Annotated in this window: 10 protein-coding genes and 3 pseudogenes; 7 read left to right on the top strand and 6 right to left on the bottom strand. The window is 37.2% G+C overall.

Annotation, left to right across the window (positions count from 1 at the left end):
- Positions 1 to 23 precede the first annotated feature (23 nt).
- Positions 24 to 1,458 (top strand): annotated as a pseudogene (gene lpdA / locus L3081_RS06860) (dihydrolipoyl dehydrogenase).
- Positions 1,459 to 1,874: 416 nt separating this feature from the next.
- On the opposite strand, the gene L3081_RS06855 reads toward lpdA, so the two are convergent.
- Entirely contained in the window at positions 1,875 to 2,546 is a 672-nt protein-coding gene (locus tag L3081_RS06855) for an ANTAR domain-containing response regulator (RefSeq protein ID WP_242284405.1), read from the bottom strand.
- A gap of 377 nt (positions 2,547 to 2,923) precedes the next feature.
- Here L3081_RS06855 and L3081_RS06850 point away from each other — a divergent pair, with 377 nt between their 5' ends.
- From L3081_RS06850 to L3081_RS06835, 5 genes are all read left to right on the top strand, one after another.
- Positions 2,924 to 4,132 carry a M1 family metallopeptidase gene (locus L3081_RS06850; protein WP_274620356.1) on the top strand — a complete coding sequence of 403 codons (1,209 nt, stop codon included), beginning with the start codon at positions 2,924 to 2,926 and terminating at the stop codon, positions 4,130 to 4,132.
- Positions 4,119 to 4,430: a M1 family aminopeptidase gene (locus L3081_RS26530; RefSeq protein ID WP_274620355.1), complete on the top strand. Its 312-nt coding sequence runs from the start codon at positions 4,119 to 4,121 to the stop codon at positions 4,428 to 4,430. Before L3081_RS06850 ends, L3081_RS26530 begins: the two co-directional genes overlap by 14 nt.
- The gene (locus L3081_RS06845; RefSeq protein WP_242284403.1) at positions 4,394 to 5,167 is read left to right on the top strand and encodes an ERAP1-like C-terminal domain-containing protein; all 774 of its coding nucleotides are present in this window, start codon (positions 4,394 to 4,396) and stop codon (positions 5,165 to 5,167) included. Before L3081_RS26530 ends, L3081_RS06845 begins: the two co-directional genes overlap by 37 nt.
- A 188-nt stretch (positions 5,168 to 5,355) precedes the next feature.
- Complete coding sequence (locus L3081_RS06840; RefSeq protein WP_242284401.1) at positions 5,356 to 5,634, top strand: hypothetical protein; 279 nt, start codon at positions 5,356 to 5,358, stop codon at positions 5,632 to 5,634.
- Positions 5,635 to 5,720: 86 nt separating this feature from the next.
- Positions 5,721 to 6,071: a hypothetical protein gene (locus L3081_RS06835; RefSeq protein ID WP_242284399.1), complete on the top strand. Its 351-nt coding sequence runs from the start codon at positions 5,721 to 5,723 to the stop codon at positions 6,069 to 6,071.
- Between the two features lie 117 nt (positions 6,072 to 6,188).
- Here L3081_RS06835 and alr read toward each other — a convergent pair whose 3' ends face one another.
- The 4 genes and pseudogenes from alr to L3081_RS06820 form a co-directional block, all read right to left on the bottom strand.
- Positions 6,189 to 7,277 (bottom strand): alanine racemase, encoded by a 1,089-nt coding sequence (gene alr / locus L3081_RS06830; RefSeq protein WP_242284398.1) that lies wholly within the window; start codon positions 7,275 to 7,277, stop codon positions 6,189 to 6,191.
- Between the two features lie 153 nt (positions 7,278 to 7,430).
- The gene (locus L3081_RS26525; protein WP_274620354.1) at positions 7,431 to 8,024 is read right to left on the bottom strand and encodes an FAD-dependent oxidoreductase; all 594 of its coding nucleotides are present in this window, start codon (positions 8,022 to 8,024) and stop codon (positions 7,431 to 7,433) included.
- Positions 7,993 to 8,550, bottom strand: a complete 558-nt coding sequence (locus tag L3081_RS26520; RefSeq protein ID WP_274620353.1) for an FAD-dependent oxidoreductase — start codon at positions 8,548 to 8,550, stop codon at positions 7,993 to 7,995. The genes L3081_RS26525 and L3081_RS26520 overlap by 32 nt, the downstream gene beginning before the upstream one ends.
- 346 nt (positions 8,551 to 8,896) lie before the next feature.
- A pseudogene (locus tag L3081_RS06820) lies at positions 8,897 to 11,703 on the bottom strand (bifunctional aconitate hydratase 2/2-methylisocitrate dehydratase).
- A gap of 696 nt (positions 11,704 to 12,399) precedes the next feature.
- On the opposite strand from L3081_RS06820, the pseudogene acnB reads away from it, so the two are divergent.
- A pseudogene (gene acnB, locus L3081_RS06815) lies at positions 12,400 to 14,992 on the top strand (bifunctional aconitate hydratase 2/2-methylisocitrate dehydratase).
- Between the two features lie 55 nt (positions 14,993 to 15,047).
- On the opposite strand, the gene L3081_RS06810 reads toward acnB, so the two are convergent.
- Positions 15,048 to 15,962: a cation diffusion facilitator family transporter gene (locus L3081_RS06810; protein WP_242284396.1), complete on the bottom strand. Its 915-nt coding sequence runs from the start codon at positions 15,960 to 15,962 to the stop codon at positions 15,048 to 15,050.
- Positions 15,963 to 16,211: the final 249 nt, after the last annotated feature.

Genomic DNA, 16,211 nt, shown 5'->3' with positions numbered 1-16,211 from the left:
AAATAAGGTTAATAAGGGAAATTATGAGTGATATTCAAACTCAAGTTGTGGTTTTAGGTGCTTGGCCCTGGTGGTTATTCAGCAGCATTTCGTGCAGCAGATTTAGGCTTAGATGTCGTATTAGTAGAGAAATATGATTCTTTAGGTGGTGTTTGTTTAAATGTTGGATGTATTCCATCAAAAGCATTACTTCACGTTGCTAAAGTCATTGATGATGCTAAAGATATGGCAGCCCACGGTGTTACTTTTGGTAAGCCTGAAATTGATTTAGAAAAAATTCGTCAATGGAAAGACAAAGATGTTGTTGGCAAACTAACGCAAGGTATTGGCGGTATGGCCAAAATGCGTAAAGTTAAAACTGTCACAGGGTTCGGTAAATTTACATCAGACAAAACTATTGAAATTGAAGGCAGTGATGGCAAAACAACTATCACTTTTGACAATGCAATTATTGCTTGTGGTTCTTCTGTTGTTGACCTGCCTTTCATTCCTACTGAAGATCCTCGTGTTATCGATTCTACAGGTGCTCTTGAACTGAAAGACGTTCCTGCGGAAATGTTAGTATTAGGTGGTGGTATTATTGGTTTAGAAATGGGCACAGTATATAGTTCATTAGGCTCTAATGTTTCAGTGGTAGAATTTGCTGACCAACTAGTACCGGCCGCTGATACTGATATTGTAAAAATATACACTAAGTATAATAAACCACGTTTCAAATCAGTTATGCTATCAACTAAAGTGGTTGCAGTTGATGCTAAAGATGACGGTTTGTATGTAACGTTTGAAGGTAAAAACGCACCGACTGAGCAAGTACGCTATGACAAAATTTTAGTGGCTGTTGGTCGTAAGCCAAACGGTCATCTCGTTGCTGCAGATAAAGCAGGCGTAAATGTTGATGAGCGTGGTTTCATCAATGTTTCTAAAGAAATGCGTACTAATGTTCCTCATATTTTCGCCATTGGTGATGTTGTAGGACAACCTATGCTTGCACATAAAGCCGTTCATGAAGCACATTGTGCTGCTGAAGTAATTGCAGGTAAAAAGCATGAGTTTGATCCTCGTTGTATCCCCTCTATCGCTTATACTGATCCAGAAATGGCTTGGGTTGGTGTTACTGAACGTGAAGCAAAAGAACAAGGCTTGAACATTGAAGCAGTTAACTTCCCTTGGGCAGCATCAGGTAGAGCAATCGCTTCTGCTCGTACTGAAGGTAAAACAAAACTGATTTTTGAAAAAGACAGTGGACGCATCCTTGGTGGTGCAATTGTTGGTATCAATGCAGGTGAATTACTAGGTGAAATCTGTTTAGCTGTAGAAATGGGTGCTGATGCTGAAGATATCGGTTTAACTATTCATGCACATCCAACATTACATGAATCAGTTGGTTTAGCCGCAGAAATTTTTGAAGGCTCAATTACTGATTTACCTAACGCTAAAGCCGTTAAGAAAAAGAAATAATATTTATTTAATACCGTAAATATTATTCATTGAAAAAGCCAATATCCTTTATTGGCTTTTTCTGTTTTAATCACACTAAAAAATAACTTATTAATACCAGTTTCATTAATTAAGTGGTCTATTTTATACGTAGAAAAAATTGCCAAATACAAGGCATTTATTTAAATAACGATGTAGTTGGTGATTTTAGAATGAGCCGTTTATTTTCTGTCAACACTGATGGTTCAAACTTACGTGAAACTAAACTAAAAATAAGACTAGGACTAAAAGAGTAAAATGCTCCTGTAACATATTTTGTGTAACTGTTAAGTTTAAATAACCTTTTTCAAACGGCCTTCGAATTAAATATTAAAACGATTTCAGGCCGTTTTCCAATTAAGCTGCCATTAAGTAAAGCGATAAATGCCCATCTAAGCTCAGAATGTTTTAGTTATATTAGGGGCAGATAACAGCGAGCAAACATCAATAATATTTTTAGCCACCATCGCTATGGGACTTCCTTGCTTTAAAGCCATTTTTCGTAAAGCGTCATAAGATTCTTGTTCATTTAAGTGCTTTTGTTCCATCAGTAAACCTGTTGCTCGTTCAATTAATTTTTTACTTTCTAATTGTGTTTTTGTTTGTTTAAGTTCATTCGTTAATGACTGCAGGGCTTTAAAGCGCTCATTTGCGACTGAAATAATACTCTTAATCCTTTGAGGATGTATTTCACTTACAACATAAGCACTTACCCCCGCCTTGATAGCTTTTTTTATCACTGTTGGAGAATCATTTTCTGCAAAAATAATAATCGGTAATGGCCGTAATTGATTTACCTCAGACAACTCTTTCAACATTGAATTACTGGGTAAATCGGTTGTCAAAATTAAAATGTTTGGATTATATAACTCGATTTGTTCGATAATATTCTCATTCTTATAACTGTGTTTGATGACTTGATAACCGAAGTCAACTAATGCTTTTGTTAACAGTGATTTATGATTAACGTCTTTCTCAACGAGCAGCACATTTATCCGAACATCTATTTCACGGTTTGTGGAGTGTTTTTTCACATTGCTCTTTCTAATATGGGTTGTAATTATGCTCATAATTTGTCAACTTAAATGATACTTATTTTCCAAAATGGTTCTTCAATATATAACTAGAATACAAAATTCAAGCCAAACAGTTAAAAGCATAATTATCAATAAGTTAACATGGAAGATACGAGTTATTTAATTGTGTTGCACCAATAACAGTGCCTATAAAGGGTATTCCTCTCCAAACTAGAGCAGTGTTGTTATAGTCATAGGACGAGAAAACAGCCACAATTATTGCGAGTGATCGCTAATTCAATCACCCAAATGTGCTCACTTCTTTACAGTAGCAACATTTAGATTTTATCCTAACAATGAGTTTTCTTTTTCCTAAACACTTTCTACTTTATAATTAAGCAAAATTTACAAAATTCATATTGAGACTAATCTTGAAAATTCTACTAAAAAACACACTATTACAAATAGTTGCAATAGTAGTAGCAACATCATGGCTTACCGCATGTCAGTTGACTACAAACGAGTCAAATAACAGTAAAACATCATCCTCAACACAAGTGTTATCGCATTTTTCTCCTCGCGCTGAAAATCAATATTTAACCCAAGAGCAAGCCTTTCAACGCTCTAAACGCGTATCAAAAATAAACTATCAGTTAAATTTTAAATTAACAGGTGAAGAAAGTTTTTCTGCTAACTCGACCATTAACTTTGATCTCTCTGATAATAAATATCCACTGACTTTGGACTTAAACCAAGCACAAATAATTAGCCTAGTTATCAATGGAGAACAGATAACCAAAGAAAAGTTAAAAAACAGTTATAATGGTTGGTTTATTACGCTGCCCGCACAGCAGTTAAAAAAGGGTGAGAACACTATTACGGTTGATTTTACGCGTAAACACAGCACTAATGGCGAAGGTTTACATCGTTTTAAAGATCCTGTTGATGGCAAAGTGTATCTTTATTCTCATTTTGAGCCGGCTGCTGCACAACAGATGTTTGCACTGTTTGATCAACCTGATCTTAAGGCCACATATGAACTGACTGTTTCTGCGCCAAAAAATTGGACAGTATTTTCGGCAACTAGAGAAACGAAAACAATACCACAAGGTGATTTTACCCTTTGGCATTTCCCTAAAAGTTTAACCTTAAGTCCTTATAATTTTTCAATGCATGCAGGGCCATACACCATGTGGCAAGACAACAGTGGCAAATATCCGCTGCGTTTGTTTGCACGTCAATCTGTTGCTGATCAAATAACCCCCAAGCATTGGTTCACCTATACTAAACAAGGTTTTGAGTTTTTTGATGAATATTTTGGGATAAACTATCCCTTTATAAAATATGACCAAGTATTAGTGCCTGACTTTTTATATGGCGCAATGGAAAATTCTGCTGCAGTGACTTTCGCTGAAAAAAGTTTTTTAACCAACGGTGAAATGAGCCAAAGCCGTCGTCAAAGACTTGCCAGTGTTATAATGCATGAGATGGCACATCAATGGTTTGGTAATTTAGCCACCATGAAGTGGTGGAATGGTTTATGGTTAAATGAAAGTTTTGCTGCTTTTATGGCAACACTTGCAACAAATGAAGCAACCGAATTTAATAACGCTTGGCGCAGCTTTTATGCTTTGTGGTAAGCAAGCTGCCTATAATGCTGACCGAGTAACTACTCACCCAATAGAAGTTCCGGTTTTCTCAACAGCTAATGCTTTTGATAATATTGATGCAATAACTTACTCCAAAGGCGCTTCGGTACTAAATCAATTGCGTCATTTATTAGGTGAAAAAACCTTTCAACAAGGTATTCATAACTACTTAAAAAACAATGCCTATAAAAATGCCATACTCGACGATTTTATTAACAGTTTAGCTAAAGCGAGTGGTAAAGATTTGAGTGAATGGCAACAAGACTGGCTGTATCAAGCTTTGGTGTAAATACTATCGAAGCTAATTATCAATGTGAACAAGGTAAAATTACATCTTTTGAACTATTACAATCAGCCGATGAAAGCCAACCAACATTACGTGAACAAAAAATACAATTAGCGCTTTTTAATGCCACCCACCCTGGTTTTAAATTAACGAACAAAATGGCAGTCATTTATAAAGGCTCAAACACCTCCGTTGATGAATTAATTGGGGTTGCTTGTCCCGATTTAGTTTACCCTAACTACCAAGATTGGGCGTTTGTTAAAGTTAATTTAGATAAACGATCTTTTGCCACTACTCAAAAAGCATTAGCACAAATTCAAGACCCTTTACTTCGCTCTATGCTATGGCAAAGTTTATGGGATAGTGTTCGCGATGGAAAACTGCCTTTAAATGAATATTTAACCGTAGCGTTAGCCAATGCACCTCTCGAACAAGATTACACAACCTTAGGGCAAGTGCTCGATCAACTAGCAGCTGCTAACGTTTATTTGAATAAGGGGTTAGGTAGCCAAAATGATTATGTAAAAGATATTGCCTTGCAGCTAGAAGATATTACGTGGCAAAGTACGCTAGCTAATAGTGATAATAAAAATATGCAGCGTCGTTGGTTTAACAGTTATGTATCCCTTGCTCACTCACCAGAGGCGTTAGATAACTTGTATAAATTATTAACCGCACAACATTCTTTAGAAAACCTATCGATTAGTCAAGATATTCGGCGGATATTATTGCGCAGCTAAGTCGTTTTCAACACGAAAAGTCGATTGAATTAATCAACCATGAATTAACACTAGATCGTTCTGATACTGGTGAAAAATCAGCTATTTATGCACGTGTTATCGCGCCAAAAATACAAATAAAATCTGACTGGCTAGCAAAAATTCAACAAAAAAATAGCGAATTGCCTTTTTCAAAATTGCGAACTGCAATGTCAGCACTTTACCCAAGTGAACAAAACGAACTTAATGAACAAAGTGCCGAACAGCGCATGAGCAGTTTAGCAACTATAGATCAAAATAACGGTCCTGTTTTTATGCGCAGTTATAGTAATTTGATTCCTGCAACCTGTAGTGAAGTCAGTGTGGCTAGATTAGAGAAAGCACTCGTTGAATTAACGAGTTTATCCGCTAGCACCCAACGTAGCTTATTGATAAAGAATCAAGAGGATAAGCGTTGTTTGATGATTAAGAATAATTTATCACGGTAACTAGCACGCATAAAGACTAGAACGCGTTATACTAAAAGACTGAACAAGATGCTTGTTCAGTCTTTTTTATATCAATAGGAATGCTGATGAAAAAAACACGCCAATTTTCCATACTATTCATGACATCTCTTAGTATTACAGCCTGTGCGAATTCAACGACAAACAAATTAGATAATGACGCTGTTCGATGGGATTTTGATCACCAAATTCAATTCAGGCAAACTGAGTTAACAAAAAATAGCTACCGGCTTGAAATAATTCCTAATAACAGAGTCAACTTTACCCGTATGTCTGCTTTTTTATTACGTCAATCCTACTTACTTTGTCGCCAATACCCTTATCAGTTAGAGATATTACAAGGTATTGAAGGTTATGATGATAAACGAGCAATGCCAAACTATATTGCTCGATCATTAATCGCTAAAGTAAAATGCTAGCGTACCTTCAACTGGCCTAATCTATATTGAATTAGGTTAATCGGATATTGATAACACACTAATTGACGCTATTAAATGGGTGTTACTCTTAAGTAGCTGAAGTCATTTTACACTGCGTTAAAGCACCTTATCAAAATACCGCTTATTAACACGGCGAGTTAAGCCACAGAATAAGGCATAAGCAATAGTTTCAGAACATTTAGCAACATTATTTGCTAAAATATTATCTCCCCAAAGCTCTACATCAAAACCAATACAGTTTTGTTTGTCAAACATCGATAGATCAACCATCATCATATCCATCGATACCCTGCCTAATATTTGACTTTTCTTACCATTAATATACACCGGAGTGCCATTAGCAGCATGTCTAGGGTAACCATCTGCATAACCAATTGACACTGTGCCTACTTGTGTTGTTTTTTTCGCTTTCCATAGAGCGTTATAACCAACACTTTCTCCTTCAGTAATAGTACGTTGTGAAATAACTTTAGTTATAAAGGTCATCGCAGGTATTAGCGTTTGTGTAAACGTCTCATTATCAATAGGAGATGCGCCATACAGCATAATGCCAGGACGAGTCCATTGTTGTCGCGCAACTGCTTTCGTTAGAATTGCCGATGAGTTAGCTAAACTAATATCTCCGGGTAAACCACTAATAGCCTCTAGAAATAACGCCTGCTGCTGTTTGGTCGTTGGCGAATTTAGCTCATCTGCCGACGAAAAATGACTCATATGGACAATATTTTCAACTTGACTCATTTTGGATAATTGTTGCCACGCATCAAGATACTTTTCAGGCAAAAAACCTAAGCGGTGCATACCCGTGTCCATTTTTAACCAAGCTGTAATTGGTTTTGTCAGTTTTGTTCTTTGAAGTGCTTCGAGCTGAAATTGACTATGTATGACACACCATAAATTATTTTCATTGATATACTCTAATTCGTCAGTACTAAAAAAGCCCTCAAGTAATAAAATTGGTTGTTTAATTCCTATATCGCGTAATTCTTTTGCTTCTTCAAGGCAAGCGACGCCAAATGCATCAGCTACATCGGCTAATGCCTTGGCCACTTCTATCGCGCCATGACCATAAGCATTTGCTTTAATGATTGCTATCGCTTTCGCGGGTTTTGAGAGTGATTTTGCATACAGGTAATTTTGTTTAATCGCATTTAAGGTAATAATTGCTGTTGCTGCTCTAGCCATGTTATATCCCCTTAATGCGTGTAGCGATCAATAGACAAACCAAGATCATCAATATCTGGCGGTTTACAACTAATAATATCGCTAACAAATTTTGCCGATCCTAAAGACATTGTCCAACCTAGCGTACCGTGACCTGTATTAAGGAATAAGTTATCAATCTTTGGTTTTGCCTAAAATTGGTGTACCGTCTGGTGTCATTGGTCGTAAACCTGTCCAAAATTCGGCTTTGCCCAAATCAGCGGCATGAGGGAATAAATCTGCAATTGAAAATTCTATATTTTTACGGCGCTTTTCTAATAATGCTAAATTATAAGCACTAATCTCTGCTGTGCCACCGACTCTTATTTTATCTCCTAAACGAGTAATCGCCACTTTGTAGGTTTCATCCATAACGGTTGACTCGGGAGCTGCGGTAAAATCATCAATAGGAATTGTAAGAGAATAACCTTTAACAGGGTAAACAGGCACTCTAATGCCAATATTGGCAAGCATGTGCGTAGAGTATGAACCTAGCGCCATTAAATAAGCATCTGCAGTGAATTCACCTTTACTGGTAGAAACACTGACAATCTCGTTACCTTGTTCATTTAATTGCTGAATAGTGGTGTCCATAACAAATTTAACACCTAGATTTTCACATTCTTTTGCTAATTTAGTCACAAAAGTATGGCAATTACCTGTTTCATCATTAGGTAATTGAAGACCACCAACAATTTTATGAATAGTATGATGAAGTGCTTGGCTCATAGGCTAAACAATCATCTGGCGTAAGTACTTTATGGTCTATACCACATTCATTTAATACTTGAATGTCTTTTTTAGCGCTTTTAACTTGGCTTTGGGTACGAAATAATTGCAATGTACCTTGTGTTCTATGATCATATTCAATATTTATTTCTGCTCGAAGCGCCTGCAAACAGTAGCGACTATATTCGGCTACTCTCATCATTCTTGACTTATTAATATGATAATCTTTGCCATTGCAATTAGCGACCAATTTAGTCATCCACACCAATGTTTCAGCGTCTAAATCTTTCATATTGATTTTTAAAGGGGCAAGTTCTTGCACAAGCCACTTCATTGCTTTTATTGGAATACCCGGTGCTGCCCAAGGTGCAGAATAACCTGGAGATATTTGCCCAAGATTAGCAAAGCTTGTTTCATTAGCAACAGTTGATTGCCTATCAACTACCGTTACATCATGACCAGACTTAGCTAAATACCAAGCACTTGTCACCCCAATAACACCAGAGCCTAAAACTAAAACCTTCATTTTTCACCTCAAAATAAATTTACATTTTAAAAGGCTATAATAGATGACATTTGTAATTATTAAAGATTGTATTTATGAGTGTTGCAGAATAAAAAACTAGAACTAAATAAAGAATCAGCACTTTATACCATCTATTAATTTATTTTTCACTCAGCGAGAAATATTGAATAGAATTAATAGTATTAGTGAGAGTAGTATCAGCAATAATAACGCGCTAATGAAAATAAAAAAGGGCCACTTTTTAGTTGACTGTAAGTTTCACCTCACGTAAACAAAAAAGTAACCCTTCAAATTTTATTGTTTTTTCATCTTTTTATCTGATAAAAATGACAAATTTCACTTACTATTATACCACGTTAATAGGTACTGCTTGAGCAGTGTACTTAGTCGTCATTTCTTGTGTAGGTGGAGCAAAACGAGTTAAATCGATGCCTTCTACTGCTGACTTATACTCTTCAAGTGTTGGAAAACGACCAAGCATTGTTGAAAGTACAACTAACGGTGTAGAGCCAAGGAGTGATTCACCTTTTTTCTCAGTTGTATCGGCAACAACACGACCTTGGAATAAACGCGTTGACGTTGCAATAACCGTGTCACCAGGTTCTGCTTTTTCTTGGTTACCCATACATAAATTACAGCCTGGGCGTTCAAGATACATAATATTTTCGTATTTAGTACGTGCAGTGTTTTTAGGTACCGCATCATCAAATTCAAAACCTGAGTATTTTTGTAAAATTTCCCAGTCACCTTCAGCTTTAAGCTCATCAACAATGTTATATGTTGGTGGCGCAATAACTAATGGTGCTTTGAACGATATGCTACCGTTTTGTTTTTCAATATTACGGAACATTTGTGCAATGATTTGCATATCACCTTTGTGAACCATACATGAACCAATAAAGCCTAAATCTACTGACTTGCCATCGTAGTATGAAACAGGGCGAATAACATCATGGGTGTAACGTTTAGACGCGTCTTCGTTGTTTACATCTGGATCGGCAATCATTGGCTCACTAATCGCGTCTAGGTCTACTACTACTTCTGCATAGTATTTAGCATTATCATCCGGTGCTAAAGCAGGGTTAGTGCCAGACTTAATTTCTTCAATACGCTTATCAGCTAAGGCGATTAAACCATTTAATGTTTTCGCTTCGTTTTCCATACCCTTGTTGATCATGATTTGGATACGGCTCTTAGCAAGTTCAAGTGATTGAATTAACGTTTCATCTTGCGAAATACAGATTGAAGCCTTAGCTTTCATTTCTGCAGTCCAGTCAGTGAATGTGAAGGCTTGGTCAGCTAATAAAGTACCGATATGTACCTCAATTATACGACCTTGGAATACATTTTCACCACCAAATTGTTTAAGCATTTGCGCTTGAGTTGAGTGAACAACGTCACGGAAATCCATGTAGCTTTTCATGTTACCTTTAAAGGTAACTTTAACTGATTCAGGAATGGGCATGGCAGATTCACCAGTCGCTAGTGCAATGGCAACCGTACCAGAATCGGCACCGAATGCGACGCCTTTAGACATACGTGTATGAGAGTCACCACCAATAATAATAGCACGATCATCCACCGTAATATCATTCAATACTTTATGGATAACATCGGTCATTGCAGGGTATACACCCTTAGGATCACGTGCGGTGATTAAACCAAATTTATTCATGAAGCTCATTAACTTAGGAATGTTTGCCTTCGCTTTGCTATCCCATACTGATGCTGTGTGACAACCAGACTGATAAGCACCGTCAACTAATGGAGAAATAGTAGAAGCAGCCATTGCTTCTAGCTCTTGGCATGTCATCGGCCCTGTTGTATCTTGTGATCCAACAATGTTTACTCTAACGCGAACATCAGAACCTGCGTGAAGTGCTGTTTCAGATGTAACACCGACAGCATTTCTGTTAAATATTTTCTCAACAGCTGTTAAGCCTTGACCTTCATGAGAAATTTCTTTAGAAGGTGCGTATACCTGAGGCGCTTCAATACCTAGCGTTTCTGCTGCAAGCGTTTGTAGTTTCTTACCGAATGTCACCGCGTAAGAGCCTCCACTTTTCATAAACTCCACTTTTTGAGGAGTGAAAGCTGAAGAAATATCAACTAGCTCTTTATCACCGTTTAGTAGCTTTTTAGCTTTTGTATCAATTGTTAATACAGTGCCCGTAGCAACTGAGTATGCTTCTTCAAGTACAACATCGCCATTTTCATCAACAACAGTATTACCGTTTGCATCGACTTTCTTAACCCAATTTTTAAGGTCAAGACCAATACCACCAGTGACATCAACAGTAGTTAAGAAGATAGGAGAAATACCATTAGTACCGAACAACGGGAGCGATGTTAATGAATGGAATGTACGGACTCGCTTGTTTTCCCGCCCAAAGTGCAACGTTATTCACACCAGACATACGAGAAGAACCAACACCCATAGTACCTTTTTCAGCAATAAGCATTACTTTTGCGTTAGGGTGCTTAGCTTGTAATGCTTGGATCTCATCTTGAGCTTCTGGCGATATCATACATTTACCGTGTAGTTCACGGTCTGCACGTGAATGTGCTTGGTTACCAGGAGAAAGTAAATCAGTTGAAATATCACCTTCGCCGGCAATATAAGTAACTACTTCAATTTTTTCGTCGATATCAGGTAGTTTGGTAAAAAATTCAGCGTTAGCGTAACTTTGTAAAAGATCTTTAGCAACAGCATTACCTGCTTTGTAAGCAGCTTCAAGGCGAGCTGTATCAGCATCGTATAAAAATACTTGTGTTTTTAGCACATCAGATGCTTGGAGCAGATAACTCAGCATTGTCACTTAACGCTAGGTCAAGTAAAACACCGATAGATGCGCCACCTTTCATGTGTGCTAGCAATTCGTATGCGAATTCAGGTGTTATTTCAGCTACGATTTCTTCACCTAAAATAATTTTTTTCAAAAATGCAGCTTTTTCACCCGCAGCACTTGTTGTACCCGGTAAGGTGTTATAGATGAAAAAATTAAGAGAATTTTCTCTGTGCTCATTTCCTAAATCTTTAATTTGTGCAATGATTTCAGCTAATAATTCAGCATTATCAATTGGCAAAGGAGCCAATCCAAGATCGTTTTTACGACGTTCAATTTCTTTAATGTACTCTAAATACAGGCTCATTTGATACTCTCTCTAGCTATTAATGGTAAAAATCTAATGGGAAGGATAAATTTTTGTTTCTATTTTACCTGATTTTCAGCTAACTACTAATCATTTGCTTAAATAAGGACTATTCATATAAATAATGGCAACTAGAAAATATAGTTATGTGACTTATAATGGGTTATTCGTTATATTAAAAATACTATATTCTGAGTTCTTATCTGCGTTGATTTAGTACTAAAATCAACTTATCTGTGAAAAAATGCGATTACCCCACAAGCCATTGCAAAAATGTAAAGCACCTAGTCGCTCAAAGTTATTTTATCTCCTATACTATCAATCGAGCTGCTTACCTCTACTTCACAATTGGGGATAGTTAGCGACCATTTTGATGTGTCTGATTTGCATTATATAACCTTAAGCAAAATTAAGGTATTTCCGACAATATTGAAACAATAAAAAACTGACTAGTATTATAGTCGTACAAAAAAAATAGATTAAAACTTTAATCCATTGAAAAAACTACACTATAAACAATTAACATATTGAAAATAAACACCATGACTACCATCAAACAACAAAAAGTGTCGACAATATCGTATTATTACAGTGTTTTTTTTAATCCTAGATACTTAAAAACTTTGTCCTAAATTGGCTCTATATTTCCGAGCCACTCTAAAGTAACTAGTGTCTCCAAATAAAAAGGTGAATGTCGTGCTTCAAGAATATCGCAACCACGTAGCAGAACGTGCCGCTGAAGGTATTGTACCTAAGGCTTTAAACGCTGAACAAACAGCAGCATTAGTTGAATTAGTTAAAACCCCACCTGTCGGTGAAGAGGCCTTTTTAATTGATTTGTTAACAAACCGTGTGCCTGCAGGTGTTGATGATGCAGCTTACATTAAAGCTCGGTTTTTTAGCTGCTATCACAAAAGGTGAAACAACATCACCTATACTAACACCTGAAGAAGCCACTGAATTATTAGGTACTATGTTAGGTGGCTATAATATTCAACCCATGATCGACTTATTAGACTCTGATAAATTAGCACCAATCGCAGCTAAAGGTTTATCAAATACGTTATTAATGTTTGATGCATTTCATGATGTACAAGAAAAAGCCGAAGCGGGTAATGCAGCGGCTAAACAAGTATTACAATCTTGGGCTGATGGCGAATGGTTTACTTCAAAAGAAAAAGTTGCGACAAAAATCACGGTTAAAGTGTTTAAAGTAACCGGTGAAACCAACACAGATGATTTATCTCCTGCACCTGATGCTTGGTCACGCCCTGATATTCCTTTACACGCAAAAGCCATGTTAAAAATTGCCCGTGAAGGTATCACGCCTGATGAAGATGGCGTTATCGGCCCAATATCTCAGATTGAAGAGTTACAAAAAGACGGTATTCCACTCGCTTATGTTGGTGATGTTGTTGGTACTGGCTCTTCACGTAAATCTGCAACTAACTCTGTTTTATGGTTCATGGGGGATGATATCCCTTGTATCCCTAATAAACGCGGCGGTGGTGTTTGTTTAGGTGGCAAAATAGCCCCTATTTTTTACAACACAATGGAAGACTCAGGCGCATTACCCATTGAACTAGACGTTCAAAAAATGAATATGGGCGATATCATTGATATTTACCCATATGAAGGCGTTGTTAAAAATGCAGCCGGTGAAGTGATTTCTGAGTTTACACTTAACCCAGTTTTATTAGACGAGGTTCGTGCAGGTGGACGTATTCCTCTTATCATCGGTCGTGGTTTAACTACGCGTGCTTGTGAAGCCTTAGGTTTACCGGCTCCTCAACTATTTTCTCAACAAGCAACAGTGACTTCATCAACAAAAGGTTTTACCCTAGCACAAAAAATGGTGGGTAAAGCCTGTGGTATTGATGGTGTTCGTGCAGGTCAATACTGTGAACCCAAAATGACTACAGTAGGCTCGCAAGATACAACTGGGCCAATGACACGTGATGAGCTTAAAGATTTGGCTTGTTTAGGTTTTTCTGCCGATTTAACCATGCAGTCATTCTGTCATACTTCTGCTTATCCTAAACCTGTTGATGTTATCACGCATCACACATTACCTGATTTTATGATGAATCGTGGTGGTGTTTCACTTCGTCCAGGTGATGGTGTGATTCACTCATGGTTAAACCGTATGCTATTACCAGATACCGTTGGTACGGGCGGCGATTCTCATACCCGTTTTCCGTTAGGTATCTCATTCCCTGCGGGTTCTGGTTTAGTTGCCTTTGCAGCTGCAACAGGAGTTATGCCGCTTGATATGCCTGAATCTGTATTAGTGCGTTTTAAAGGCGAAATGCAACCAGGCATTACCTTGCGTGATCTCGTGCATTCTATTCCTTATTACGCAATCAAAAAGGGCTTATTGACCGTTGAAAAAGCGGGGAAAATCAACGAGTTTTCTGGTCGTGTACTAGAGATTGAAGGTCTTAAAGGTTTGTCAGTTGAACAAGCATTTGAATTATCTGATGCCTCTGCTGAACGAAGTGCTGTCGGTTGTACTATTAAATTAGAAGAAGATGCCGTTGCTGAATACCTAAACTCTAACATTGTTATGCTTAAATGGATGATCAGTGAAGGTTACGGTGATGTTCGTACCATTACTCGTCGTATAAAAGGTATGGAAGCATGGTTAGCGAATCCGTCATTAATGGAAGCTGACTCTGACGCTGAATATGCTCAAGTCATTGAAATCGATTTAAATGAAATCAAAGAACCTATCGTATGTTGTCCTAACGACCCTGATGATGCAAAATTATTGTCAGAAGTTGCCGGCGTTGCTATTGATGAAGTATTCATTGGTTCATGTATGACTAATATTGGCCATTTCCGTGCAGCAGGTAAGCTGATTGAGAAATTCAACGGTACATTGCCAACACGTTTATGGGTTGCGCCGCCGACTAAGATGGATCGTGATCAATTAACTGATGAGGGTTACTACAGTATTTATGGTAAAGCCGGTGCTCGAATGGAAACTCCTGGCTGCTCACTATGTATGGGTAACCAAGCACGTGTTGCTGAAAAGTCTACCGTACTTTCAACCTCTACACGTAACTTCCCAAACCGTTTAGGTAATGGTGCAAATGTTTACCTAACCTCGGCTGAATTGGCGGGTGTTGGTGCTATTTTAGGTAGATTACCAACCGTTGAAGAGTACATGGACTATGCGAAGCAAATTAATGCTACCGCTGCTGATACTTACCGTTACTTAAATTTTGATAAAATGGAAAGCTATACATCAAAAGCAGATAAAGTGATTTTGCAAGTAGAAGCGTAGTTAAATAAAACGCCCGTTGATATTTACATTAACGGGCGTTTTTTATTGGCGATTATCAGAAAAAATTAAGGCCGAATATAGCAAGTCTTTGAATTTTCTCTATTGCCAATATAACCTTCGATTGTAGAATGTGATATGTCATATTGCTCAATAAGCATTTGCTTAACTTGCTCCACCCCTTTGTTAGCCCATCTACTTGTAAAGAGACATGGGCTTCTAAAAACTTATCATTATCATCAAGCTGCCAAACATGAATATGATGCACTTTATTTACACAGGAGAGTGATTCAATGTCAGTACATAAAGTATCAATATCAATATTATCAGGGACTGCCTGCATTAAAATATTAATGCTTTGTTTAGCTAATGATAAGCCATGATAGATTACATAAATGGAAATAAAAATAGTTGCGACTAAATCAACAACATACCACTGATATAAAATAATGAGTGTTCCAAAAAGAACAATCACAACGATAGATGCAAACGCATCTGATAAATTATGTATAAATGCTGCTTTCAAATTAAGATTATTTTTCGCACCCGCTTTATAAGTTAACCATGCGGTGCCTGCATCTATCACCAAAGCGATAGCAGCAACCCAGACAACAATCCAACCATCTATCGGTTCTGGATTAAAATATTTAGAAATCGCTTCATAGATCAAATAAATACCAACAATAATTAATGTAGTACTGTTAATTAACGCCCCTAAAATTTCAGCACGTTTAAAACCATATGTCATCCGACTACTGGCGGGTTTACGGGCAATTTTTCTCGCCACAATTGCAATTACAATTGCCCCTGCATCACTTAAGTTATGTAAAGCATCAGCAATCAGTGACAAACTACCAGAGACTAAACCTGCAATAATTTGTACTATTGTTAATAAAATATTAATAAACACTGCCAAACTTAACTTGCCGTCATGAGTATGGCTATGCCCGTGGTGATGGTCATGATGACCCATAATAGTTTCCTTTGTTAATTATTATCATTAGCCCTACCAAACATTATATTGTTTTTATATTGAACAAACTTGTCCAATAACTAAGTGATTAACGGTTAAATTTCTGCTGTTACTAAGCATCATACCTCAGTATTAATCGACAAAATGCCTACCGTCATAATAATTCTTACTACCATATAAGTCAGTAAAATAATAAGTCATTACGTTGGTTTCTTCTCCGCCCTGAGGTGAAATAGTAGTAAGAGGGTC

It is taken from the genome of Colwellia maritima (genome assembly GCF_022669015.1).
Lineage (GTDB): Bacteria > Pseudomonadota > Gammaproteobacteria > Enterobacterales > Alteromonadaceae > Colwellia > Colwellia maritima.
This window is presented reverse-complemented; position numbering and strand designations above follow the sequence as displayed.

What these genes read in the sequence shown, in the direction of transcription:
- L3081_RS06845 (WP_242284403.1), top strand. Translation starts at nt 4,394, where the DNA reads ATGGCAACAAGACTGGCTGTATCAAGCTTTGGTGTAAATACTATCGAA.
- L3081_RS06835 (WP_242284399.1), top strand. Translation starts at nt 5,721, where the DNA reads ATGAAAAAAACACGCCAATTTTCCATACTATTCATGACATCTCTTAGT.
- L3081_RS06810 (WP_242284396.1), bottom strand. Translation starts at nt 15,962, where the DNA reads ATGGGTCATCATGACCATCACCACGGGCATAGCCATACTCATGACGGC.
- L3081_RS26530 (WP_274620355.1), top strand. Translation starts at nt 4,119, where the DNA reads ATGCTTTGTGGTAAGCAAGCTGCCTATAATGCTGACCGAGTAACTACT.
- alr (WP_242284398.1), bottom strand. Translation starts at nt 7,277, where the DNA reads ATGGCTAGAGCAGCAACAGCAATTATTACCTTAAATGCGATTAAACAA.
- L3081_RS06840 (WP_242284401.1), top strand. Translation starts at nt 5,356, where the DNA reads ATGTCAGCACTTTACCCAAGTGAACAAAACGAACTTAATGAACAAAGT.
- L3081_RS26525 (WP_274620354.1), bottom strand. Translation starts at nt 8,024, where the DNA reads ATGAGCCAAGCACTTCATCATACTATTCATAAAATTGTTGGTGGTCTT.
- L3081_RS06855 (WP_242284405.1), bottom strand. Translation starts at nt 2,546, where the DNA reads ATGAGCATAATTACAACCCATATTAGAAAGAGCAATGTGAAAAAACAC.
- L3081_RS26520 (WP_274620353.1), bottom strand. Translation starts at nt 8,550, where the DNA reads ATGAAGGTTTTAGTTTTAGGCTCTGGTGTTATTGGGGTGACAAGTGCT.